Below are 20,302 nucleotides of genomic sequence, written 5' to 3'. Positions count from 1 at the left end.
GCGGGTAGCCTAGTGGCCTGAATGCCAGTCTTCCCAAGGATTCCGCCATGCATCGTGTCGCCGTTCTCGCCGTCCCTCCGGTCAAGGCCTTCGACCTGGCGATGCCGTTCACGTTCCTCGGTTCGGCGATGGTCGACGGGAAGCCCGGCTACGAGGTCCAGCTGTGCGCGGCCGAGCCGGGCACCGCGCCTTCCATGGGCGAGTTCGAGGTCGTGATCAGGCACGGGATCGAAGCGATCGAGCGGGCGGACACGGTGATCGTGCCGTCGAGCGGACGCAGGCACGACGCGGACGAGGCCACGTTGGAGGTCCTGCGCCGGGCGTTCAGGGCGGGCAAGCGGATCGCTTCGATCTGCACGGGCGCGTTCATCCTCGCGCAGGCCGGGCTGCTCGACGGGCGTCCGGCCACGACGCATTGGGGTCTCGCCGCGGAGCTTCGTGAGGCGCATCCGTCGATCGCGGTCGACCCTGACGTGCTGTTCGTGGACGACGGGCAGCTCCTCACCGGGGCGGGTTCGGCCGCCGGGATCGACCTCTGCCTGCACCTCATCCGCCGCGACTACGGTGCGGCCGTGGCGAACGCGACCGCCCGCGCGGCCGTCGTGACCCCCGTGCGGCAGGGCGGCCAGGCGCAGTTCGTCGACACGCCGCTGCCAGAGGCGACCGGGCCCGCGCTGGAGGAGGCGCGCGTCTGGGCGCTGCAGCACCTCGACCGTCCGATCGCGTTGCAGGACTTGGCAAGGGAGGCGAACGTGAGCGTGCGGACCCTGGCCCGCCGGTTCACCGCCGAGACCGGCCTGACACCGTTCCAGTGGCTGCTGCAGCAACGCCTGCACCGAGCCCGGGAGCTCCTGGAGACCACCGATCTCGCGGTCGACCAGGTGGCGCGGCGCAGCGGGTTCGGGACAGCGGAGTCGTTGCGGCAGCACCTGACCCGCCACGTGGGGCTGAGCCCGAGCGCCTACCGGAACTCGTTCACGCGAGGTCGCGTCTGAGCGCGGCCGGGAGGTCGTCGAGGGTGGTGACGACGCGGATGCCGGGTTCGGTCACGGTGCCCGTGGCGGCGCGGTCGAGCCAGTAGCCGTGGAGTCCGGCCGCCTGCGCGCCAAGGGCGTCGACGGTGTACTTGTCGCCGACATAGGCCACCTCGTCGGGCGTGAGACCGAGCGCGTCGCAGCCCGCCAGGAAGATGCTGGCGATGGGTTTGGCCGCGCCGTGCGGGTCGGAGCAGACGATCGCGTCCCCGAAGTAGGGAAGGAGCCCGAAGGAGTCGAGCTTGCGGCGCTGGTGACTGATCGAGGAGTTGGAGACGATCCCGAGCCGGTAGTCGGGGGCGAGCTTGCGCAGGGCGGGCTCGGCGTCGGGGAAGGCCCGGCGGTGGGTGTCGCGGTGGGCCTTGTAGCGGGCGTACCAGGCCTGCTGGTCGTCCGGTTCCGGCTCGCCGATGTGGGCGAAGAACCGGCGGGTGCGCTCGCGCTGCTGCCCGGCGAAAGTGAGCTCGCCGGCGAGGAAGCGCGCGTACTCGATGTCCATGATCTCGCGCCAGAGCGTGAGTGCCGCTGCGGGCGTGGGGAAATGGTGAAGGAGCCCTTCGTCGCGCATGTGCGCGACGACACCGATCTCGTCGGAGCCGGAGTAGTCGATGAGAGTGTCGTCGATGTCGAACAGGACGCCGCGGATCATCAGGCTTCCTCCCCAGGGGCCTTCGTCGACTCGACCACCCAGGCCCGGTAGTCCGGGTTGGCGTGGTCGATGAGGGTGGCGAGGACGCACGGCACGTCGTACGGGTGCTCCGCGCGGACGACCCGGATGATCTCCGGGACCAGCGACTGACGCGTGTGCAGCATGACCCGGGCCTCCGGCTCGTCGTGCACCCGGCCCTCCCAACGGTAGACCGAGCGGATCGCCTCGATGTGCTGGCCGCACGCGACCAGCCGCTCCTCGACGAGCCGCCGCGTGAACTCGCGGAGCCAGCCCGCGTCGGGACCGGTGATCGATACTTCGCAGATCGCGTCCACAGACCGCATCCTCTCACGTTCGCCCTGCATGTCGTACCTCGGCGATACGGTGGTCCCATGAACGATCCGGCGCCCGCACTGCCGCTCTTCGGCGAGGACCCGCCCAGGCCTCTCGCCGACCGGCTGCGTCCGCGCACGCTCGCCGAGGTCGTCGGCCAGGACCACCTGCTGGCCTCGGACGCGCCGCTCGGGCGCATGGTCGCTCGCGGCAAGCCCGTGTCCACGATCCTGTGGGGCCCGCCCGGATGCGGCAAGACCACGATCGCGAGGCTCCTCGCCGAGGAGACCGACCTCGCGTTCGAGCCCCTGTCGGCCGTGTTCTCCGGCGTCGCCGACCTGCGGAAGGTCTTCGCGGCCGCGCAGCAGCGCCGCGAGATCGGCCAGGGCACCATGCTGTTCGTCGACGAGATCCACCGCTTCAACCGCGCCCAGCAGGACTCGTTCCTGCCGTACGTGGAGGACGGCACGATCACGCTCGTCGGCGCGACCACCGAGAACCCGAGCTTCGAACTCAACGGGGCGCTGCTCTCCCGCTGCCAGGTGTTCGTCCTCCACCGGCTCGACACGGCCGCGCTGGAGACGCTGCTCGCCCGCGCCGAGAAGGAGGTGCGGCCCGTCCCGCTCGACGAGCAGGCGCGCGGGTCGCTCGTCGCCATGGCCGACGGCGACGGGCGGTACCTCCTGAACATGGTCGAGCAGCTGCAGGAGCTGCCCGAAGGGACGCCGCCACTGGATACGGCGGCACTCGCGGAGACCATCCAGAAGCGCGCGCCGCTGTACGACAAGACCCAGGAGTCCCACTACAACCTCATCTCGGCCCTGCACAAGTCGATGCGCGGCTCGGACCCCGACGCGGCCCTGTACTGGCTCGCGCGGATGCTCGACGGCGGCGAGGACCCGCTGTTCATCGCGCGGCGGATCACGCGGTTCGCCAACGAGGACATAGGGATCGCCGACCCGCAGGCCGTGCAGCAGGCGCTGGCCGCGTGGGACGTGTACGAGCGGCTGGGTTCGCCGGAAGGGGAGCTGGCGATCGCGCAGGCGGTCGTCTACCTCGCGACCGCGCCGAAGTCGATCGCGGTCTACCGCGGGTTCGGGGAGGCGCAGCGCGCCGCGAAGCAGACCGGGTCGCTCGCGCCGCCGCACCACATCCTCAACGCGCCGACGCGGCTGATGAAGGACATCGGGTACGGCAAGGGCTACCAGTACGACCCCGACGCGGCGGACGGGTTCTCGGGCGCTGACTACTTCCCCGAGGGGATGGAGCGCGAGCGCTTCTACCGCCCGACGCGCAACGGTTTCGAGGCGCGGGTGAGCGAGCGGCTCGAGCATTGGGAGGAGTTGCGCGCTAAGCGGCGTTCGCAGGAGGGCGAGGGCTAGCGCGGCTCGGCGCCCGAAGAAACGCGCGGGCTAGCGCGGACCGGCGCTCGAACGTGAGTGAGGTCGAGGGCGAGGACTAATGCGGACCGGCGCTCGCACGATCGCGAGCGCCGAGCTGCGCGCGAAGCGGCAGGGCTGCGTCCCATTGCGGTACTTCGCTTCAGGACTCGCCCTGCCCGGCCGCGCGGTCGGAGCGGAGCGGAGAACGCCTCGGTCAGAGCGACGCGGAGAACGCCTCGGTCAGACCGACGCGGGGAACGCCTCGGTCAGAGCGAGGCGAGAAGCTCCTCGTCAGACCGACGCGAGGAACGCCTTCACCCGCTCCGTGAGCAGCGCGGCCGCCTCCGGGTCGTAGGCGTCGAGCGACGAGTCCGCGAAGAGGTGCTGGTCGCCGGGGTAGAGGAACAGCTCGGCCTCGTCGGCGGCGGCGAGCTCACGTGCGGCGGGAAGGTCCTCGTCGAAGAACTCGTCGCCCTCCTTGCCGTGGATCTGCACCGGAACCCCTTGGGGCCAAGCGGTTCCGAACTCCGCGACCGGGAGGCAGGAGTACAGGAACAATGCTCCGCGGGCTCCCGGCCGGGTCTGCGCGAGGCGTTGGGCGATCGTGACGCCGAAGGAGCAGCCGGCGTAGACGAGTCCGGGGCCGAGCCCGTCCGCGACGGCGGCGCCGCGCTTGCGGACCTCGTCGAACCCGGTGTCGCGAGCGAAGGCGAACCCGGCTTCGATGCTGTCGAACGTGCGGCCCTCGAACAGGTCGGGGGTGTGCACGGTGTGGCCCTCGCGCCGCAGGTCGTCGGCGAAGGAGCGGACGCCGTCGGTCAGTCCTTGGATGTGGTGGTACAGCAGGATCTCGGCCACGTCAGCGACTGCCCTCTCCGATTGATCGGCATTTCTGGATCATTCCACGATGCTAGTCTGTTCTGTCATGACGGACAACCCCCCGGGTTACGAGCTCGCCGACCGGATGGCCCTGACCGACCCGGCGCAGGTGAAGGCCGTGGGCCACCCCGTCCGCACCGCCATCCTCCAACTCCTCCACGAGCGGGCCGCGACCGTCACCGAGCTCGCGGCCGCGATCGGGCGGCCCAAGAGCACGGTCGCGCACCACGTGGACGTGCTGTACCGCAACGGCCTGCTCCAAGTGGTGCGCACCAGGAAGGTGCGGGCGATCGAGGAGCGCTTCTACGGCCGGACCGCGCGCATGTTCTACGTCGCGGCCGAGGCCGCGGCGGACGCGGCCGCGTCAGGGGACTTCAACGACTTCGAAGTGGCCGCACGCGAATCGGCGGCGGCGTTCGGGGAGGGGAAGCTCTGGGGCTTCATCCGGCACGCGCGCCTCTCCGAAGAGCAGGCCTCCGCGTTCTGGGAGCGCATGGCCGCGCTGGTCGACGAGTTCGACCGGCTGCCGAGGTCCGGTTCGACGACGTACGGGTTCGCGATCGGCGTCTACCCGACCGACCAGCCCGCCCTGCCCGAGGAGGGCCCGCCCGCGCCGGAGCGCGCCGCGACCGGGCGCGGCGGGCGCTGACACGGCACGTTACGTCTCTTCGCCCAGGTGGATCGCCTTCTCGTGCATCATGTGGGCGTGCTCGGGGTGGCGTTCGAGCCATCCGGCGATGAACGGGTCGACGGGCTCGATCCGCTTCCCGGCCTCGCGCGCGGCCGCGAGCGCGTAGCGCGCCAGCGCGGCCCCGATGCCCTTGTTCTGCAGCTCTTCGGGCACTTCGGTGATGGCCAGCATGATGGTGTCGTCGTGGTGCCGGTATTCGGTGTAGCCGACCAGCTCGCCGTCGACGTAGGCCTCGTAGCGGCTCTTCTCGGGCGCGTCGGTGACCTGGACGACGAGGCGCTCCTTCACGGCCATGGATCCTCCCTTTGGCGGGCGGGCGCCCGCGAGGGCGCCCGCTTCGAGTGGGAGGAGTACCCCGCCGGGGCGGGGTTCTCACCTGGTCAGTTGATCACGAACGTCCGGATCGAGCTGGCGGGCAGCTGCGCGCCGAACTGGCCGTTCGTCATCGTGGGGGAGGCGGAGGCCGCGAGGGTCTGGCTGGCGGTGGTCACCCAGGTGGCGACGGTGGCGTTGCCGCCGCCCACGACGGTGAACGGGAAGTACACGGCTGAGGTGTTCTTGTTGATGGCGACGATGACGATGCGCGATCCGCTCTTGAAGGCCGTGATGTAGACGTTGGCCTGGGGGTTCGCGGTGGCGGTGATCCGCTGGTAGCCAGGGCGGACCCATTTGGAGAAGTGGGCCATGTTGGCGCCGCGCTTGGAGATCTGGCCGTCCTCGCGCATGGGGCCGTAGCTGCGGCGGATGTACCACCAGACGTAGGTCTGGAAGCGGCCGTAGACGAGTGCGCGGTGGATGTGCTCGCCGGTGTCGAGGGCGCCGGGCCACAGGTCGGCGGAGTCGGAGCTGTTGGGGTGGTATACCTCGGTCATCCACAGGCCCTTGCCGCCGCCCTTCTGCTGGAAGAGCGGGTAGGGGAAGTCGGCGTTCTGGGTGCCGTAGAGGTGGGCGCCGATGATGTCGACGTTGGCGAGGGCGGTGGGGTCGTTGAGGATCGGGTCGGACATGTTCTTGCGGTACTGGAACGACTCGGGGGCGATGACGCGGGTGCCGATGGCTCCGGCGTTGTTGCGGCAGAAGTTGAGCATCTCGGTCGGGGTCCAGGCGGTCCAGTCGTGCGCGTAGTCGGGTTCGTTCTGGACGGAGATGCCGTAGAGGTCGACGCCGTTGTTCGCCATGAACTGGTCGAAGTCGTTGAGGTGCTGGACGTAGTCGTCGTACATGTCGTAGCGCAGGCGCTTGCCGCCGGAGAAGGTCTCGGTCATGGACGCGGGCGGGTTCCACGGGGAGGCGAAGACCTTCGCGCCGAGTGCTTGGGCGCGTTGGGCGGTGGCGACTTCGCGGCTCCAGTTGGCGCGGTCCTCGTGGACGGGGATGCGGAGGATGGAGAAGCCGAGTTGGCCGTTGCCGTTGCCGAACGCGGTGTCGCGCTGGGCGGCGGTGAGGTCGGCGATCCAGACGCTGTGGTTCATGCCGCCGAAGCCGTCGATGGTCTGCTGGACGGTGTTCGGTTCGACGGTGATGGTGGTCTGGGCGGCGGCGGGGGTGGCGGCGGCGAGTACCGGGAGGGCCGCGCCCGCGGTGATGAGGGACCTGCGTTTCAGTCGGGCGGTGGCGGTCCGGGGTTCGTCCGGGTGGGGCTGCATTGCTCCTCCTAGGTACGGGAGTTTCCGAAACTTTCATGCGATACCGTTTGCCAAAATCAGGATAAATTTGAGTAGAAGTCATGTCAATCCCTGTTCAAGAGCTAATTTTCATAGATGTACTTCGATGATGAGTTCCGGAAGTTTCAGCCGCGTCGGCGGCGTTTGCTAATGTCGGGCGCGACGAAAGGGGCGGCAGTGGAACGCATCGGGTTCATCGGCGTGGGAGAGATCAGCGGCGCGATGGTCGAAGGGTTGAGCGGGGGCGTCGCGACGCCGCCGCAGATCAGCCTCTCGCCGCGCGGCGCGGCCACCGGCGCCGCGCTCGCCGCGAAGTACCCGAACGTCCGCGTCCGGGCGAGCAACCAGGAGGTCGTCGACCACGCCGACCTCGTCGTCATCGCCGTCCGCCACGCCGACCGGCACGAGGCCCTCGCCGGAATCGAGATCGCCCCCGAGAAGACGATCGTCAACGTCATCCCCGGCGTCGCCGCCGCGGAGCTGCGCGACCTCCTCGGCACCGAAGCGGACATCGTGGCCGCCATCCCCCTCCCCACGGTGCGTGAGCGGGCATCCGTCACCGTCGTGTACCCCGAGCACCCCGTGGCCGAGGCGTTCTTCGACCGGCTCGGCGGGGCCCAGCCCGTCGCCGACCAGACCGCCTACAACGTCGCCTCCGCGCTCTCCAGCACCGTGAGCACCTACCTCGCCTACCTTGGGGCCCTTGCCGACTGGGCCGCGCGCAACGGCGTCCCGCAAGAGGCCGCCGACCGGTACGTGCGCAGCCTCTTTCAAGGCGTCAACAACTCCCTCGGCGACGAGTCCAAGCCGCTCCAGGCCATCGCCTCCGAGCACGAGACGCCCGGCGGCAGCAACGAGCGCGTCCGCACCACATGGCTCGACGCCGCCAACGTCGCAAGGCTCGACGCGGCCCTCGACGGGCTCCTCGCCCACCTCGAGAAACCCCAGTGACCAGGGGCCTGACACCCGACAGGGGCCGTGTCAGGCAAAAGCAAGCCCGGTGACAGCGCGTCGGGGGATCGTTATGGCATCAAGCCAGCGAGCCACGAAAGAGGCACCGACATGCAGACCTTCAGCACCCCCGCGCCGATCACCGCCGTCGTCGACATCGTCCTCGGGGACATCCGCTTCACCGCCGCCGACCGCACCGACACCACCGTCGAGGTCCACCCGATCGACCCCGGCCGCAAGCTCGACGTCGACGCCGCCGCCCAGGTCAACGTCGAACTCGAACACGGCCGCCTGCGCGTCTGGCAGCCGAAGCTGCGCACCGCGTTCGCCCGCAAGTTCGGGGCCGTGCGGATCAACGTGCAGCTCCCGACCGGGTCGGACGTGCAGGGCGACACCGCCGAAGGCGAGTACGTCGTCCAGGGCGCGGTCGGCAACTGCCGCCTCAAGAACGCCATCGGCGACATCAAGGTCGCCCACGCCGCCGAAGTCCGCGTCAAGACCACCGCCGGGCGCGTCGTCGTCGACCAGGTCGACGGCAAGGCCGACGTCTACGGCAGCGGCGACATCCGCGTCGGCCGCGTCGGCGGCGAGGCCGCGGTCAAGAACATCGGCGGCGACACCCGCATCGGCGAAGTCACCGGCGACCTGCGCGTCAACTCCTCCCAGGGCCCCATCACCGTGGACTACGCGCACGCCGCCGTCGACGCCAAGACCACCGTCGGCGACGTCCGCGTCGCCCGCATCGGCACCGGGCCCGTCGAACTCCACGCCGCCGCGGGCAAGCTCGAAGTCGGCGTCCCCGAAGGCACCGCCGTCGAACTCGACGCCAAATCCGCCACCGGCCGCGTCCACAACCACGTGAACGTCCCGGGCGTGCCCGAGCGCACCGCGAAGGTCCGCGCCCGCACCTCCGGCGGCCACATCACCGTCAAAACCGCTTCCGCCGCATAGGGACCCGAACCTGTAGGGTCGACTCACCCGCAGCAGGAGGTTTCCATGCAAACCGCACGACCGCGCTTCATCGCCTTCGCCGGCCTGCCCGGCACGGGGAAGTCCACCATGGCCGAGGCGCTCGCGAACGACCTGCGGGCGCCGGTGTTCGCGGGCGACTGGCTCATGGGCGCGCTCAAACCGCACCGCGTGCTCGACGGCCTCGACTGGGAGGCCTACGACGCGCTCTACAACGGCCTGATCGAATCCCTGGTCACCCGGCAGCTGCTGCTGGGCCAGTCCGCGATCTCCGACAACGTCATCGACGACGCGACCGCCGAGCGCTGGGCCCGGCTCGCCGCCGAGCACGACGCCGACTTCCACGTCGTCGAATGCGTCTGCGGCGACACCGACCTGCACCGGCGGCGCGTCGAGGGACGCAAGCGGAACATCCCCAACTGGCACGAGATCGACTGGGCGCACGTCGAACGCATGCGCGCCGAGTTCCCGCCGCTCACGGTCGACCGGCTCACCGTCGACGCCGTCGAACCGGTCGAAGCCAACCTCGGCGCGATCCTCCGGTACCTGTCACCGGCCCCGGCCGCGTACTGAACCGGCGGGACTTCACGAAGCGAGGACGGCCTCCGCCAGCGCGTTCCAGTCCGCTTCCCGGCCCGCGTCCTTCGCCTCGGCGAACTTCGCTGCACCGAGCCGGTCCTGGGCGTCCTCGGCGAGCCGCACCGCCTCCCACAGGGTCAGGTCGACCGACCCGCGCACCACCTCGGCCGCCGCGAGCAGCTTGACGGCGTCCTCGTCCTTCCCCTGGCGCACAGCGAGATCGGCGATGCCGATCAGCGCCTCCGCGATCATCGGCGGGTACGACATCCCCACCGCTGTCGCCAGCGCCTCCGACCGCAGCGTGCGGGCCTCGTCCAAGTCGTCGACGAGGTAGCCGCTCATGTCCTTCTGCGAGAACGCGATGCCGTTCCCGTCCGCGCCCAGGTCGGTCCGCACGGTCGCCAGCAGCGCCCGCGCCTCGTCCCGGTCGCCGCGCCAGCGCGCCAGGTGCGCCTTCGCGAACGTCAGCTCCGCGACGATCGCGGGCCAGGCGATCCCGGCCGCGAACCGCTCGGCCAGCTGCAGCGCCGCCGCACTGGCGCGCTCGTCGCCGCTCAGCCAGTACAGCTGCGCCTGCCGCGCGCGCACGCTCACGACCTCCTCGGTGGAGCCGAGCTCGGCGAGTGCCGTGGCCGTCTCGTCGAACAGCTTGCAGGCCTTGACGAACTCGCCGCGCGCCGCCAGGCGCTGCGCCACGAAGTTGAGCACGGACGAGACGCCCCAGCGGTCGCCGATCTGGCGGAACTCGGCGAGCGACTGCTCCATGTCGCTGTCCACATCGGTCTCGTCGCTGCCGATCATGAGCCGCAGCCGCCCGCGCGCCAGGCGCGCCTGCGCGCGCACCCACGCGTCCTCGTCCTCCACGAGCGGGTCGAACGCGGAGAGGAAGTCGGCCGGGGCCTCGAGCATCCGGGCGAGCGGCTTGATGAACCCGATGATCTGGTGGCGCACGCCGCTGCGCTCGGCGGCCGCGTTGGCCGACTGGATCCACTCCTGCGCCTGGTACTGGTCGCCGCCGTACCCGGAGGTCAGGAACATCGCGATCATGGTGCCGCTCAGGGCCCGGACGTCGTCGGGCACGTCGCCTTCGAGGGACCCGGCGGCGACCGCGAGCTCGGTGCCCTCGGCGCGGTGGCCGCTGAGGAACCAGAACCAGCTGATGGCGGCGACCAGGCGCATCGCCTCGGGCGCCCAGCCGTCGTTGATCGCGCCGCGCAGCGCCGCGATGATGTTGTCGTACTCGGTCTCCAGGGCCTTGAGCCAGACCAGCTGCTCGGGGCCGCGCAGGTGCGGGTCGGCGGTCTCGGCGAGCTCGGTGACGTAGGCGAGGTGGTCGCGGCGGGCGGCGACCGGGTCGCCGTCCTCGGCCAGGCGCTGGGCGGCGTACTCGCGGATGGTGTTGAGCATCCGGTAGCGGGGCTCGCCTTCGCCGTCGGTGCGCAGCAGCGATTTCTCGGTGAGGGTGGTGAGGAGGTCCAGCGCGTACTCGCCGTCGGGGCAGACCCGTTCGGCCGCTTCGATGCTGACGCCGCCGGTGAACACGGAGAGGCGGCGCAGGAGTTCGCGCTCGGCCTCGCTGAGGAGGTCCCAGCTCCAGTCGACGACGGCGCGGAGGGTGCGGTGGTGGGCCATCGCGGTGCGCGAGCCGCCGGTGAGCAGCTGGAACCGGTCGTCGATGCGGTCGGCGAGCTGGTCGACGGACATGGTGCGCAGGCGCGCGGCCGCGAGTTCGATCGCGAGCGGCATGCCGTCCAGGGCCCGGCAGATGCGGGCCATGGTGGCGAGGGTCTCGTCGTCGCCGCCGATGTTGCGGCGCACCGCTTCTGCGCGGTCGCGCAGGAGCTTCACGGCCGGGGACGCGGCCGCCTCCTGCGGGGTGGCGTCCTCCGCCGGGAGCGCCAGTGGCTCGACCTGCCAGAGCGCTTCGCCGGTGATGCCGAGGGGTTCGCGGCTCGTGGCGATGATGCGCAGGGAGCGGCACTCGCCGAGGAGCCGGTCGGTGAACTGCGAGACCTCCTCGATGACGTGCTCGCAGTTGTCGAGGACGAGGAGCATGACGCGGTCGCGGATCGCGGCCGTGAGCCGGTCCGTCGCGTCGCCGCCCGCCGCGCCCTGCTGGTCGCGCAGGCCGATCGCGGTCAGGACCGCTTGCGCCAGTTCGTCACCCGATTGCAGGGCCGCGAGCTCGACGAGCCACGCGCCGTCCGGGAGGTCGCCGAGCATCGTGCGCGCGGTCTCGACCGCGAGGCGGGTCTTGCCCGCGCCGCCGGGGCCGTTCAGGGTGACGAGGCGGTGCCGGGACGCCAGGTCGGCGACGGCCGCCACGTCGTCCTCCTTGCCGACGAACGCGGTCAGCTCGGAGCGGAGGTTCGTGCGGCGGTTCTCGGTGCGGCCGCCGATCTCGCCGCGCAGCAGGGCGATGTTCAGCGCCGACAGCTCAGCGGACGGGTCCACGCCGAGCTCGTCGCCGAGGCGCTCCGCGAGCTGCTGGTAGACCGTGAGCGCTTCGGCGCTGCGGCCCGCCTCGGCGAGCGCGCGCATCAGGGCTGCGACGAAGCCCTCCCGCATCGGGTACCTCGCGACGAGGTCGTGGAGCTCGGTGACGAGGTCGGCGCCGCGTCCGAGCCGGATCTCCGCGTCCACCCGGTCGCCGAGGACTTGCACGTACCGCTCGTTCAGACCAACGACGACCGCGTCGAACGCCTTGCTGCCCAAGAGGGAGATGCCCTCCATGGCGGTGCCGCGCCACAGGTTCAGGGCCTCGCGCAGCAGGTCCGCCTTCTCGGCGTCGTCGGCGTTGCGGGCTCGGCCGACCAGGGCCTCGAAGCGGCTCACGTCCACCGCGTCGGGCTCGACGGCGAGCACGTACCCGCCCGCCTTCGACTCGACCACGCCCTTCGGCAGGCCCTTGCGCAGGCGGGATACCAAGACCTGCAAGGCGTTGGCCTCGTCCGAGGGCGGTTCCTCGCCCCACACCCAGTCGACCAGCCTCGTCTTCTGGACGATCCGCCCAGGCTCGAGGGCCAATGCCGCGAGCAGCGCCCGCGACCGCGCTCCGGGAACGTTCACGGGGGCCCCGTCGACCTGGACCTCAAATGCGCCGAGCAATCCGATTCTCACCGGCCCATCTTGCCGCATCCGCGCACCAGGTATCAACGCCGCAGCGGCCCGCGAGAAAATCGGTCACGGCGCGAATCCTTCGCGCCGCAGCGCGCCTCTCTTATGCGACCGGTCGAACGGGCCGGCGGATACGGAGGTCGTCATGGTCATCGGCATCGCAGCCGGGGTTCTGGTGCTGCTCATGGGCGTGTGCAGCGTCGTCGTACTGCGCAGGAGGGTGCGTTCGCGTGGCTGAAGGCTGGCCCGACGGGGCCCTGATCACCGCCGCCCGGGAGGGCGACGCGCGGGCGATCACCGCGCTCGTCTCGGGCTCGCACCCGCACGTGCGCCGGTTCGCCCACTCCCTCTGCACCACACCGCAGGACGCGGAGGACGCGGCGCAGGAGGCGCTCATCATCCTGTACCGCAAGATCGGGATGCTGCGCGCCACCGGCGCGCTCGCGGCGTGGATGTTCCGGATCGTGCGCAACGAATGCATCAGGCGCGCGAAGCTGGCACTGCGCCACCGCGACACGGTCCCGGAACGGACCGGGCCCTCCGCCGAAGAGGAAGCGTTGCAGCTCTTGGAGGCCGGGATCGTCGCCGACGTGATCGCCTCGCTCCCTTCGGACCAGCGGCGGGTGCTCATCATGCGCGACGTGCAGGGCTACAGCGGCCGCATGACCGCCGACGCGCTCGGCATCAGCACGGCCGCGATGAAGTCGCGGCTGCACCGCGCCAGGGAGGCCCTGCAGCGCGGGCTGCACTCGGAGGGGGACGGCCGTGAACGGTAACGGGAGCTTCGCCAGCAAGTCGGTGCCGCGCCATGTCGCGCGCGGCGTGATCGGGTTCGGCCTCATCGTCGGCGCGTTCGCGCTCCTGCCCCTGGTCGGGCTGTGGAGCCTGGCACTCGCGCCGGTCGGGCTGCTCGCGCTGCGCGGCTGCCCGGTGTGCTGGATCCTCGGCCTCATCGAGACCGTCTCGCGCGGCCGCTTGCAGCGCGAATGCGTGGACGGCGTCTGCCAGCTGCGCACCTAGGCGGGGCCTGTGCGGACAGGTGGCGGCGGCCTTCGTGTCGCCGCCGCCCGTCGCCGCTCGTCACTGCCAGCCCTCACTGCCCGGCGAAGGTCCGCCGGTACGCGCTCGGCGAAACGCCAAGCAGCGCTTGGAAATGCAGCCGCATCGCCGACGCCGAGCCGAACCCGGCGTCGGCCGCGACCTGGTCCACCGTGCGGTCGGTGCGCTCCAGCAGATGCCGGGCGCGCTCGACGCGCTGATGCAGGAGCCACCGCTGCGGCGAGGTGCCGACCTCCTCGCGGAAGCGGCGCGTGAACGTGCGGACGCTCATCTGCTCGCACCCGGCCAGCTCCCGCAGCGTCAGCGGCTCGTGGAGGCGTTCGAGCGCCCACTCGCGGGCCGTCCCGGTCGAACTCGTGCGCGGCTCGGGGACGGGCCGCTCGATGTACTGGGCCTGCCCGCCGTCCCTGAACGGCGGCACGACCGCCCGCCGCGCCACCGCGTTCGCCACGGCCGCACCGAAATCGAGGCGGGTCAGGTGCAGGCACAGGTCGAAGCCCGAGGCGACGCCCGCCGAGGTGAACACGTTCCCGTCCTCGGTATAGAGCACATCCGGTTCGAGCCTCACCTGCGGGAAGAGCCGCCGGAAGCGTTCGGCCGCATCCCAATGCGTCGTCGCCCGCCGCCCGTCGAGCATCCCGGCCGCCGCGATCGCGAAGGCGCCCGTGCAGATCGACGCGACCCGCGCGTCAGGCCGGATGAGCGCCAAGGCCTCGGCGAGCGGGCCGGGCAGGCTGCCGGTCTCGTGCCCGTCGCGGTGCTCGTGCTGCGAAGGGACCACGACCGTGTCGGCCTCGGCCAGCGCCTCGGGCCCGTGCGGCACGTTGACGGTGACGTCGGTGTCGGTCCGGACCACTCCGGGTTCCACCGCGCAGGTCGCCACCTCGTACAGCCGCTCGCCCGATGCGTCTCTGGCGGTACCGAACACGCGGTGCGGGATGCCGAGCTCCACAGGCAGGTGGCCGTGGCGGACCAGCACGGCGACGCGGTGCCGCCCTTGTTCGCGGAAGACGCTCATGGCCCGATCCTCGCACATATTGGCCTGCGAGCCAATTGCCGCCGATCCGCCGCGGCCCCATGCTTGAACCCATGTCCGTCACCGCCCAACAGGCCCCCGAAAAAGCCGCCCCGCGACGCGTCCACCGCGCGTGGTGGGTCGCCGCCGTCGCGTTCGTCGCCCTCGTCGGCGCGGCCGCCTTCCGCGCCACCCCGAGCGTGTTCATCGAGCCGCTCCACGACGAGTTCGGCTGGTCCCACGGCACGATCTCGGCCGCGATCTCGCTGAACATCCTGCTGTACGGCCTGTTCTCGCCGTTCGCCTCCGCGCTGCAGGAGCGGTACGGGATCCGCCGGGTCGTCTCGGTCGCGCTCGCGCTCATCGCCGCCGGGAGCGGCCTCACCGTGTTCATGACCGCGTCCTGGCAGCTGGTGCTGTGCTGGGGCTTCATCGTCGGGATCGGCACCGGGTCGATGGCGATGGCGTTCGTCGCCACGATCACCAACCGCTGGTTCATCGCCCGGCGCGGCCTCGTCTCGGGCATCCTCACCGCGGGCGGCGCGGCCGGGCAGCTGGTGTTCCTGCCGCTCGTAGGCCTCCTCGTCGAAGGGCCTGGCTGGAGGGCCGCCTCGATCCTCGTGGCCCTCACGGCCCTCGCCATGGTCCCGTTGGTGCTCTTCGTGATCCGCGACCGCCCCGAGGACGCGGGCCTGAAGCCGTTCGGGGCGGGGGAGGACTACACGACGCCGGAGCCGCCCACGGCCGGCGCGGTGCGCCGCACCCTCGGCCTGCTCGCGAAGGCGTCCCGCACCCGCGCGTTCTGGCTCCTCGCCGGGACGTTCGCGATCTGCGGGGCCTCGACGAACGGCCTCGTCGGCGCGCATTTCGTGCCCGCCGCCCACGACCACGGGATGCCGCTGACCGCCGCCGCGTCGCTCCTGGCCGTCATCGGCATCGTCGACCTGGTCGGCACGATCTTCTCCGGCTGGCTCACCGACCGGTTCAACCCGCGGCACCTGCTGTTCGTCTACTACGCGCTGCGCGGCGTCTCGCTCCTGGCGCTGCCGTACCTGTTCGCGGACAGCGTGCACCCGCCGATGCTGTTCTTCATCATCTTCTACGGCCTCGACTGGGTCGCCACGGTGCCGCCCACGATCGCGCTGTGCCGCGAGCACTTCGGCGACGACGGCGCGGTCGTCTTCGGCTGGGTCCTCGCCTCCCACCAGGTCGGCGCGGCCCTCATCGCCTCAGCGGCGGGCCTCACCCGCGACCTCACCGGCGCGTACGACCTCGCCTGGTTCACCTCAGGGGCCCTGTGCGCCCTCGCCGCGGCGATGTCCCTGGCGATCAAGCGCCCGGCCTGAGCGCACGAGAAAGGCGGCCGTCGAAATCGACGGCCGCCTTCGGGCTGTGGAGCCTAGGAGAATCGAACTCCTAACCCCCTGCTTGCAAAGCAGGTGCTCTGCCAATTGAGCTAAGGCCCCTCGGTCAGTCGCGCGTACGAGACTGGACCTCTACAAGTATCACCGCTGGGCTCACCGCAACAGCGAGGATACCCGGAGCGCAGTGAGCTGGCTAACGCGATTCGCTAGCGGACGTCCTCGGCGGACGTGGTGGCCTCGTGCCACAGGGTGCGGTCGTCGTTGATCGACTTGACCTTCTTGGCCACTACGAACGCGACCGTGGCCACCCCGGCGACGATCAGAATCTTCTTCCACATGGACCCAGGCCCCTTATATCAGAGATTGCCGCGTACAGCAACGCCGTGTTCGGCATTGCACGATGCGCCTCAGCATAGCGAACCGCGACCCGCCCGGCCGCCGGGCGTACCTGTCAGTAGAGCACGCCCGGGGTCTCCGCCTCGGGATTGAAGAACGTCTTCGCGGCCCGGTGGGCCCGGTCGTCGCGCTCGACGTCCCCGGGGCGGGAGCCGTAGCCGAGGAGCACGCCCTGCCACTCCATCTTCAAGTACTCGCCGCTGAGGCGCAGCGTCCCGGCGAGCGGGTCGGCCACGCCCGGGGCGTCGTCGGCGTACGCGGTGACGGCCCACAGGCGCCGCCCGGCCATGCGGGCCTTGAAGTCCAGGCCGGGCACGCGCAGCCAGCCCGACCAGTAGTCGAGGTAGTTCTTCACCGAGCCGCTCACCGAGTACCAGTACAGGGGCGAGGCGATCACGATGTCCGTGGCGGCGAGGGTCGCGTCCTGGAGGACCTGCTCGGCGCCCTCGGCGAACGGCGTCGTGCCGTCCCCGGTGTGGCGGCGGTCCGTGAAGGGCGGCAGGCCCAGCTCGCCCAGGTGGATCCAGCGCTGCGCGGCCCCCGGTTCGAGGTGCTCGGCGGCGGCGCGCGCGAGGGCCTCGGTGTTGCCGCCGGTGCGGGCGCTGCCGAGGAGGAACAGGAACGAGCGTGGCGCGTCGGGCATGGTCGTGCTGCTTTCTGGAGGGAGCGGGTCCAGAAGGTGCAAGGCGCGGAGGCGGCCGGGCTATTCCGGGGGCGGCGCAGACCACAGGGCATGAAAAAACCCGCCGGTTCACGGCGGGTTGTTGGTGGGCGTACCAAGACTCGAACTTGGGACCTTCGAGTTATCAGCTCGACGCTCTAACCACCTGAGCTATACGCCCTTAATAGCTGCGGCCTTATCGGCAGCGCTGAGAAAGATTACCTCATGCCCCGCCGATTCCGCGAACAGGCCCCCTGCCCTTAGGGACGGCCGTCACTGGGAACGCGGATGCCCGCGGCCGGGAAGGCCGCGGGCATCCGTTTCAGCAGCGCTTAGTCGCGTTCGGCGAGCGTCACTTCCACGCCGCCCACGAGGTCGGCGCACACGTTGTAGATGAACGAGCCGAGCGTCGCCAGCGCCGTGAACAGCACCATGTTCACCACGCCGAGCAGGGCCGCGGCTCCGATGACGCCCTTCGCGGTGATCCGGAAGGCCTCCGTGCCGCCGGCGGCGGTGTCGGCGTTCGTGCCCATGAGCATCTGCAGCATGTCGTTGACGGTGTCGAACACGCCCATCGCGTCGAGCGCGATGTACAGGACCGTGGTCGCCACGACCATGACGATGAACAGCACGATCGAGACGGCGAACGAGAACTTCATCACCGACCACGGGTCGATCCGCTTGAGCCGCAGGCGGGCCCGGCGCGGTCCGCGAGCGGCCGCCTGGCTCACCGCGGCGCGCGCGGCGCGGACCGCGTCGGCGACGCGGGCCGAGGAGGCCACGCCCGCGGCCTGGTTGGCCGCGGTATTGCCCGTGGGCGAGGACGGCACCGAAGCCGGAGTGACCGGCGGCGGCGTCATGCCCGGCGGGCGGCGCAGCGTCAGCGTCTGGTCCTGGGCGGGAGCGGGCGGGGACGAGACCGAGGACGCGGAGTCGTCGGTTGTCGCCTGCCCGGCCGGCTCGGACGCCGCGGAGTCGAACTCCGGGACGTCGTCTTCGCGCTCGGTCTCCGCAGCGGTGGCCTTCGCGTCGGTCATCTACTCGTCCTGCCCCTCATCGGGTTCCGGTTCCTCGGCGCTCTGGGTGATCGCGAGCAGCGAGACTTCTTCGGGCAGGTCGATCAGCTTGACGCCCATAGTGTTGCGGTCCGAAGTCTGACGGACCGGCTGCACCGGAGTCCTGATGACGCCTCCCTCCGAGGTGATCGCGAACAGCTCGTCGTCCGGCGTCACCGACAGCGCCCCAACCAAGTCGCCGCGCCGTTCCGTGATCTTCGCGGTCAGGACGCCCTTGCCGCCGCGGCCCTGCTGCGGATACGCGTCGACCGGAGTCCGCTTCGCGTAGCCGCGGCTGGTGGCCACGAGGATGTCCATATTATCGCGCAGAACGATCATGGTGAGCAGTTCGTCGTCCCCGACGAACCGCATGCCGATCACGCCGCTGGTCGCGCGGCCCATGGGCCGCAGCGCCTCGTCGGTCGCCTGGAAGCGGATCGACTGCGCCTTGCGCGAGACCAGCAGCAGGTCGTCCTCCTGCTGGATGAGCGCCGCGCCCACGAGCTCGTCGCCGTCGCGCAGGTTGATGCCGATGAGGCCGCCCGTGCGCGGGGAGTCGAAGTCGGTGAGCTTGGACTTCTTGACCAGGCCGTTGCGGGTCGCGAGGACCAGGTACGGCGTGACCTCGTAGTGGGCCAGCTGGATGACCTGCGCGATGTGCTCGTCCGGGCCGAAGGCCAGGATGTTCGCCACGTGCTGGCCGCGCGCGGTGCGCGAGGCCTCGGGCAGCTCGTACGCCTTCGCGCGGTACACGCGGCCCTTGTTCGTGAAGAACAGGATCCAGTCGTGCGTGGTGCACACGAAGAAGTGGCTGACGATGTCGTCCTGCTTGAGCTGCGCGCCCTGGACGCCCTTGCCGCCGCGCTTCTGCGAGCGGAACGCGTCGGTCTTGGTGCGCTTGACGTAACCGCCGCGGGTGATCGTGACCACGATGTCCTCGCGGGCGATCAGGTCCTCCATGGACACCTCGCCGGCGTCCGGCATGATCACCGTGCGCCGCTCGTCGCCCCAGCGGGCCACGACCGCGCCGAGCTCCTCGCGGAGGATCAGGCGCTGCCGCTCGGGCTTGGCCAGGATGTCGGCCAGGTCGGCGATCTTCGCCTCGATCTCGGCCAGCTCGTCGATGATCCGCTGCCGCTCCAACGCCGCGAGGCGGCGCAGCTGCATGTCGAGGATCGCGACGGCCTGGATCTCGTCGACGTCGAGCAGGGTCATCAGGCCCTGCTTCGACTCCTCGGCCGAGGGCGAGCGCCGGATGAGCGCGATCGTCTCGTCGAGCAGGTCGAGGGCCTTGGCCAGACCGCGCAGGATGTGGGCGCGCTCCTCGGCCTTGCGCATCCGGTACTGGGTGCGGCGCACGATCACTTCGATCTGGTGCGCCACGTAGTAGCGGACCATCTGCGCGATGTTCAGCGTGCGCGGGACGCCGTCGACCAGCGCGAGCATGTTCGCGCCGAACGTGTCCTGCAGCTGCGTGTGCTTGTACAGGTTGTTGAGCACGACCTTCGGCACCGCGTCGCGCTTGAGCACGACCACGATGCGCATGCCGGTGCGGCCCGAGGACTCGTCGCGGATGTCGGCGATGCCGCCGAGCTTGCCCTCCTTGACGAGGTCGGCGATGCGCTCGGCCAGGTTGTCGGGGTTGACCTGGTACGGCAGCTCGGTGACGACGAGGCAGGGGCGGCCCTTGGAGTCCTCTTCGACCTCGATGACGGCGCGCATGCGGATCGAGCCGCGGCCCGTGCGGTACGCGTCCTCGATCGCGGCGCGGCCGAGGATCGTGGCGCCCGTGGGGAAGTCGGGCCCGGTGATGATCCCGAGGATCGCCTCCAGGGCCTCCTCCTCGGTGGCCTCCGGGTTGTCCAGGCACCAGTCGACGGCCGCGGCGACCTCGCGCAGGTTGTGCGGCGGGATCTTCGTGGCCATGCCGACCGCGATGCCCTCGGAGCCGTTCACCAGCAGGTTCGGGATGCGCGAGGGCAGGATCGTGGGCTCGGTGGTCTTGCCGTCGTAGTTCGGCTCGAAGTCGACCGACTCCTCGTCGATGTCGCGCAGCATCTCCATCGCGAGCGGCTCGAGGCGCGACTCGGTGTACCGGTGCGCGGCCGCCGGGTCGTTGCCGGGGGAGCCGAAGTTCCCCTGGCCGTCGATGAGCGGGTACCGCAGGCTCCAGGGCTGCGCCATGCGTACGAGCGAGTCGTAGATCGCGGAGTCGCCGTGCGGGTGGAACTGGCCCATCACGTCGCCGATGACGCGCGAGCACTTGACGTACCCGCGGTCGGGGCGGTAGCCGCCGTCGTACATCGCGTACAGGATCTTGCGGTGGACCGGCTTGAGGCCGTCGCGCACGTCGGGCAGCGCGCGCCCGACGATGACGCTCATGGCGTAGTCGAGGTAGGAGCGCGACATCTCCACCTCGATGCCGACCGGCTCGATGCGGCCGTGGCCCTCCGGGATCTCAAGCTGGTCTTGGTTGTTCTCAGGCACCAGTGCTTCCTTGCTTG

The 20,302-nt window shown here is 70.7% G+C and carries 20 protein-coding genes and 2 tRNA genes; 9 read left to right on the top strand and 13 right to left on the bottom strand.

Features of this window, described 5'->3' with window-relative positions; translation table 11 throughout:
* Window positions 1-47 precede the first annotated feature (47 nt).
* Window positions 48-995 carry a GlxA family transcriptional regulator gene (locus ACGGCP_RS00690; RefSeq protein ID WP_392959098.1) on the top strand — a complete coding sequence of 316 codons (948 nt, stop codon included), beginning with the start codon at window positions 48-50 and terminating at the stop codon, window positions 993-995.
* On the opposite strand, the gene ACGGCP_RS00685 is transcribed toward ACGGCP_RS00690, so the two are convergent.
* Entirely contained in the window at window positions 976-1,683 is a 708-nt protein-coding gene (locus ACGGCP_RS00685; protein WP_392959095.1) for an HAD family hydrolase, read from the bottom strand. The two genes, ACGGCP_RS00690 and ACGGCP_RS00685, sit on opposite strands and share 20 nt — an antisense overlap.
* The gene (gene cutA, locus ACGGCP_RS00680) at window positions 1,683-2,027 is read right to left on the bottom strand and encodes a divalent-cation tolerance protein CutA (RefSeq protein ID WP_392959092.1); all 345 of its coding nucleotides are present in this window, start codon (window positions 2,025-2,027) and stop codon (window positions 1,683-1,685) included. Before cutA ends, ACGGCP_RS00685 begins: the two co-directional genes overlap by 1 nt.
* A 48-nt stretch (window positions 2,028-2,075) precedes the next feature.
* On the opposite strand from cutA, the gene ACGGCP_RS00675 reads away from it, so the two are divergent.
* Window positions 2,076-3,398 carry a replication-associated recombination protein A gene (locus ACGGCP_RS00675; protein WP_392959089.1) on the top strand — a complete coding sequence of 441 codons (1,323 nt, stop codon included), beginning with the start codon at window positions 2,076-2,078 and terminating at the stop codon, window positions 3,396-3,398.
* A 291-nt stretch (window positions 3,399-3,689) separates the two neighbouring features.
* On the opposite strand, the gene ACGGCP_RS00670 is transcribed toward ACGGCP_RS00675, so the two are convergent.
* Complete coding sequence (locus ACGGCP_RS00670; protein ID WP_392959085.1) at window positions 3,690-4,256, bottom strand: dienelactone hydrolase family protein; 567 nt, start codon at window positions 4,254-4,256, stop codon at window positions 3,690-3,692.
* Window positions 4,257-4,323: 67 nt separating this feature from the next.
* Between ACGGCP_RS00670 and ACGGCP_RS00665 the strand changes: the two genes are divergently transcribed.
* Window positions 4,324-4,926 carry an ArsR/SmtB family transcription factor gene (locus ACGGCP_RS00665; RefSeq protein ID WP_392959082.1) on the top strand — a complete coding sequence of 201 codons (603 nt, stop codon included), beginning with the start codon at window positions 4,324-4,326 and terminating at the stop codon, window positions 4,924-4,926.
* A gap of 9 nt (window positions 4,927-4,935) precedes the next feature.
* On the opposite strand, the gene ACGGCP_RS00660 is transcribed toward ACGGCP_RS00665, so the two are convergent.
* Both ACGGCP_RS00660 and ACGGCP_RS00655 read right to left on the bottom strand, forming a co-directional pair.
* Window positions 4,936-5,262: a GNAT family N-acetyltransferase gene (locus ACGGCP_RS00660; protein WP_392959080.1), complete on the bottom strand. Its 327-nt coding sequence runs from the start codon at window positions 5,260-5,262 to the stop codon at window positions 4,936-4,938.
* A gap of 86 nt (window positions 5,263-5,348) precedes the next feature.
* Complete coding sequence (locus tag ACGGCP_RS00655; RefSeq protein WP_392959078.1) at window positions 5,349-6,614, bottom strand: glucuronoxylanase; 1,266 nt, start codon at window positions 6,612-6,614, stop codon at window positions 5,349-5,351.
* Between the two features lie 195 nt (window positions 6,615-6,809).
* On the opposite strand from ACGGCP_RS00655, the gene ACGGCP_RS00650 reads away from it, so the two are divergent.
* From ACGGCP_RS00650 to ACGGCP_RS00640, 3 genes are all read left to right on the top strand, one after another.
* Window positions 6,810-7,583: an NAD(P)-binding domain-containing protein gene (locus tag ACGGCP_RS00650; RefSeq protein ID WP_392959075.1), complete on the top strand. Its 774-nt coding sequence runs from the start codon at window positions 6,810-6,812 to the stop codon at window positions 7,581-7,583.
* Window positions 7,584-7,694: 111 nt separating this feature from the next.
* Window positions 7,695-8,534, top strand: a complete 840-nt coding sequence (locus tag ACGGCP_RS00645) for a DUF4097 domain-containing protein (RefSeq protein ID WP_392959073.1) — start codon at window positions 7,695-7,697, stop codon at window positions 8,532-8,534.
* Between the two features lie 45 nt (window positions 8,535-8,579).
* Window positions 8,580-9,125, top strand: a complete 546-nt coding sequence (locus ACGGCP_RS00640) for an AAA family ATPase (protein WP_392959070.1) — start codon at window positions 8,580-8,582, stop codon at window positions 9,123-9,125.
* A gap of 12 nt (window positions 9,126-9,137) precedes the next feature.
* On the opposite strand, the gene ACGGCP_RS00635 is transcribed toward ACGGCP_RS00640, so the two are convergent.
* Window positions 9,138-12,251 carry a BTAD domain-containing putative transcriptional regulator gene (locus tag ACGGCP_RS00635; RefSeq protein WP_392959067.1) on the bottom strand — a complete coding sequence of 1,038 codons (3,114 nt, stop codon included), beginning with the start codon at window positions 12,249-12,251 and terminating at the stop codon, window positions 9,138-9,140.
* 227 nt (window positions 12,252-12,478) lie between these two features.
* On the opposite strand from ACGGCP_RS00635, the gene ACGGCP_RS00630 reads away from it, so the two are divergent.
* Complete coding sequence (locus ACGGCP_RS00630; protein WP_392959065.1) at window positions 12,479-13,024, top strand: RNA polymerase sigma factor; 546 nt, start codon at window positions 12,479-12,481, stop codon at window positions 13,022-13,024.
* Window positions 13,014-13,268 carry a hypothetical protein gene (locus ACGGCP_RS00625; RefSeq protein WP_392959062.1) on the top strand — a complete coding sequence of 85 codons (255 nt, stop codon included), beginning with the start codon at window positions 13,014-13,016 and terminating at the stop codon, window positions 13,266-13,268. The genes ACGGCP_RS00630 and ACGGCP_RS00625 overlap by 11 nt, the downstream gene beginning before the upstream one ends.
* Window positions 13,269-13,341: 73 nt before the next feature.
* On the opposite strand, the gene ACGGCP_RS00620 is transcribed toward ACGGCP_RS00625, so the two are convergent.
* Window positions 13,342-14,325 carry a GlxA family transcriptional regulator gene (locus ACGGCP_RS00620; RefSeq protein ID WP_392959059.1) on the bottom strand — a complete coding sequence of 328 codons (984 nt, stop codon included), beginning with the start codon at window positions 14,323-14,325 and terminating at the stop codon, window positions 13,342-13,344.
* A 71-nt stretch (window positions 14,326-14,396) separates the two neighbouring features.
* On the opposite strand from ACGGCP_RS00620, the gene ACGGCP_RS00615 reads away from it, so the two are divergent.
* Window positions 14,397-15,668, top strand: a complete 1,272-nt coding sequence (locus ACGGCP_RS00615) for an MFS transporter (protein WP_392959057.1) — start codon at window positions 14,397-14,399, stop codon at window positions 15,666-15,668.
* Between the two features lie 47 nt (window positions 15,669-15,715).
* On the opposite strand, the gene ACGGCP_RS00610 is transcribed toward ACGGCP_RS00615, so the two are convergent.
* The 6 genes from ACGGCP_RS00610 to gyrA form a co-directional block, all read right to left on the bottom strand.
* Window positions 15,716-15,788, bottom strand: a tRNA-Ala gene (locus tag ACGGCP_RS00610).
* Between the two features lie 104 nt (window positions 15,789-15,892).
* The gene (locus ACGGCP_RS00605; protein WP_218125197.1) at window positions 15,893-16,024 is read right to left on the bottom strand and encodes a DLW-39 family protein; all 132 of its coding nucleotides are present in this window, start codon (window positions 16,022-16,024) and stop codon (window positions 15,893-15,895) included.
* Between the two features lie 113 nt (window positions 16,025-16,137).
* A complete protein-coding gene (locus ACGGCP_RS00600; RefSeq protein ID WP_392959053.1) occupies window positions 16,138-16,725 on the bottom strand; it encodes a flavodoxin family protein in 588 nt (195 codons plus the stop codon).
* Between the two features lie 122 nt (window positions 16,726-16,847).
* Window positions 16,848-16,924: transfer RNA gene (locus ACGGCP_RS00595), tRNA-Ile, on the bottom strand.
* A 151-nt stretch (window positions 16,925-17,075) separates the two neighbouring features.
* Window positions 17,076-17,780 (bottom strand): DUF3566 domain-containing protein, encoded by a 705-nt coding sequence (locus ACGGCP_RS00590; protein WP_392959050.1) that lies wholly within the window; start codon window positions 17,778-17,780, stop codon window positions 17,076-17,078.
* Window positions 17,781-20,285 (bottom strand): DNA gyrase subunit A, encoded by a 2,505-nt coding sequence (gene gyrA, locus ACGGCP_RS00585; protein WP_392959048.1) that lies wholly within the window; start codon window positions 20,283-20,285, stop codon window positions 17,781-17,783.
* Window positions 20,286-20,302: the final 17 nt, after the last annotated feature.

The sequence above is a fragment of the Glycomyces sp. NPDC048151 genome (genome assembly GCF_043202775.1).
In the GTDB taxonomy this organism is placed as follows: Bacteria; Actinomycetota; Actinomycetes; order Mycobacteriales; family Micromonosporaceae; genus Glycomyces.
The sequence above is the reverse complement of the archived record's forward strand: the minus strand, read 5'-3'. Positions and strand labels throughout refer to the sequence as shown.

Bases quoted from the DNA above. Each gene is read 5' to 3' on its own strand.
- ACGGCP_RS00600 (WP_392959053.1), bottom strand. From the start codon at position 16,725: ATGCCCGACGCGCCACGCTCGTTCCTGTTCCTCCTCGGCAGCGCCCGC.
- ACGGCP_RS00640 (WP_392959070.1), top strand. From the start codon at position 8,580: ATGCAAACCGCACGACCGCGCTTCATCGCCTTCGCCGGCCTGCCCGGC.
- ACGGCP_RS00655 (WP_392959078.1), bottom strand. From the start codon at position 6,614: ATGCAGCCCCACCCGGACGAACCCCGGACCGCCACCGCCCGACTGAAA.
- ACGGCP_RS00605 (WP_218125197.1), bottom strand. From the start codon at position 16,024: ATGTGGAAGAAGATTCTGATCGTCGCCGGGGTGGCCACGGTCGCGTTC.
- ACGGCP_RS00685 (WP_392959095.1), bottom strand. From the start codon at position 1,683: ATGATCCGCGGCGTCCTGTTCGACATCGACGACACTCTCATCGACTAC.
- cutA (WP_392959092.1), bottom strand. From the start codon at position 2,027: ATGCGGTCTGTGGACGCGATCTGCGAAGTATCGATCACCGGTCCCGAC.
- ACGGCP_RS00665 (WP_392959082.1), top strand. From the start codon at position 4,324: ATGACGGACAACCCCCCGGGTTACGAGCTCGCCGACCGGATGGCCCTG.
- ACGGCP_RS00615 (WP_392959057.1), top strand. From the start codon at position 14,397: ATGTCCGTCACCGCCCAACAGGCCCCCGAAAAAGCCGCCCCGCGACGC.
- ACGGCP_RS00645 (WP_392959073.1), top strand. From the start codon at position 7,695: ATGCAGACCTTCAGCACCCCCGCGCCGATCACCGCCGTCGTCGACATC.
- ACGGCP_RS00675 (WP_392959089.1), top strand. From the start codon at position 2,076: ATGAACGATCCGGCGCCCGCACTGCCGCTCTTCGGCGAGGACCCGCCC.
- ACGGCP_RS00690 (WP_392959098.1), top strand. From the start codon at position 48: ATGCATCGTGTCGCCGTTCTCGCCGTCCCTCCGGTCAAGGCCTTCGAC.
- ACGGCP_RS00620 (WP_392959059.1), bottom strand. From the start codon at position 14,325: ATGAGCGTCTTCCGCGAACAAGGGCGGCACCGCGTCGCCGTGCTGGTC.
- ACGGCP_RS00660 (WP_392959080.1), bottom strand. From the start codon at position 5,262: ATGGCCGTGAAGGAGCGCCTCGTCGTCCAGGTCACCGACGCGCCCGAG.
- ACGGCP_RS00590 (WP_392959050.1), bottom strand. From the start codon at position 17,780: ATGACCGACGCGAAGGCCACCGCTGCGGAGACCGAGCGCGAAGACGAC.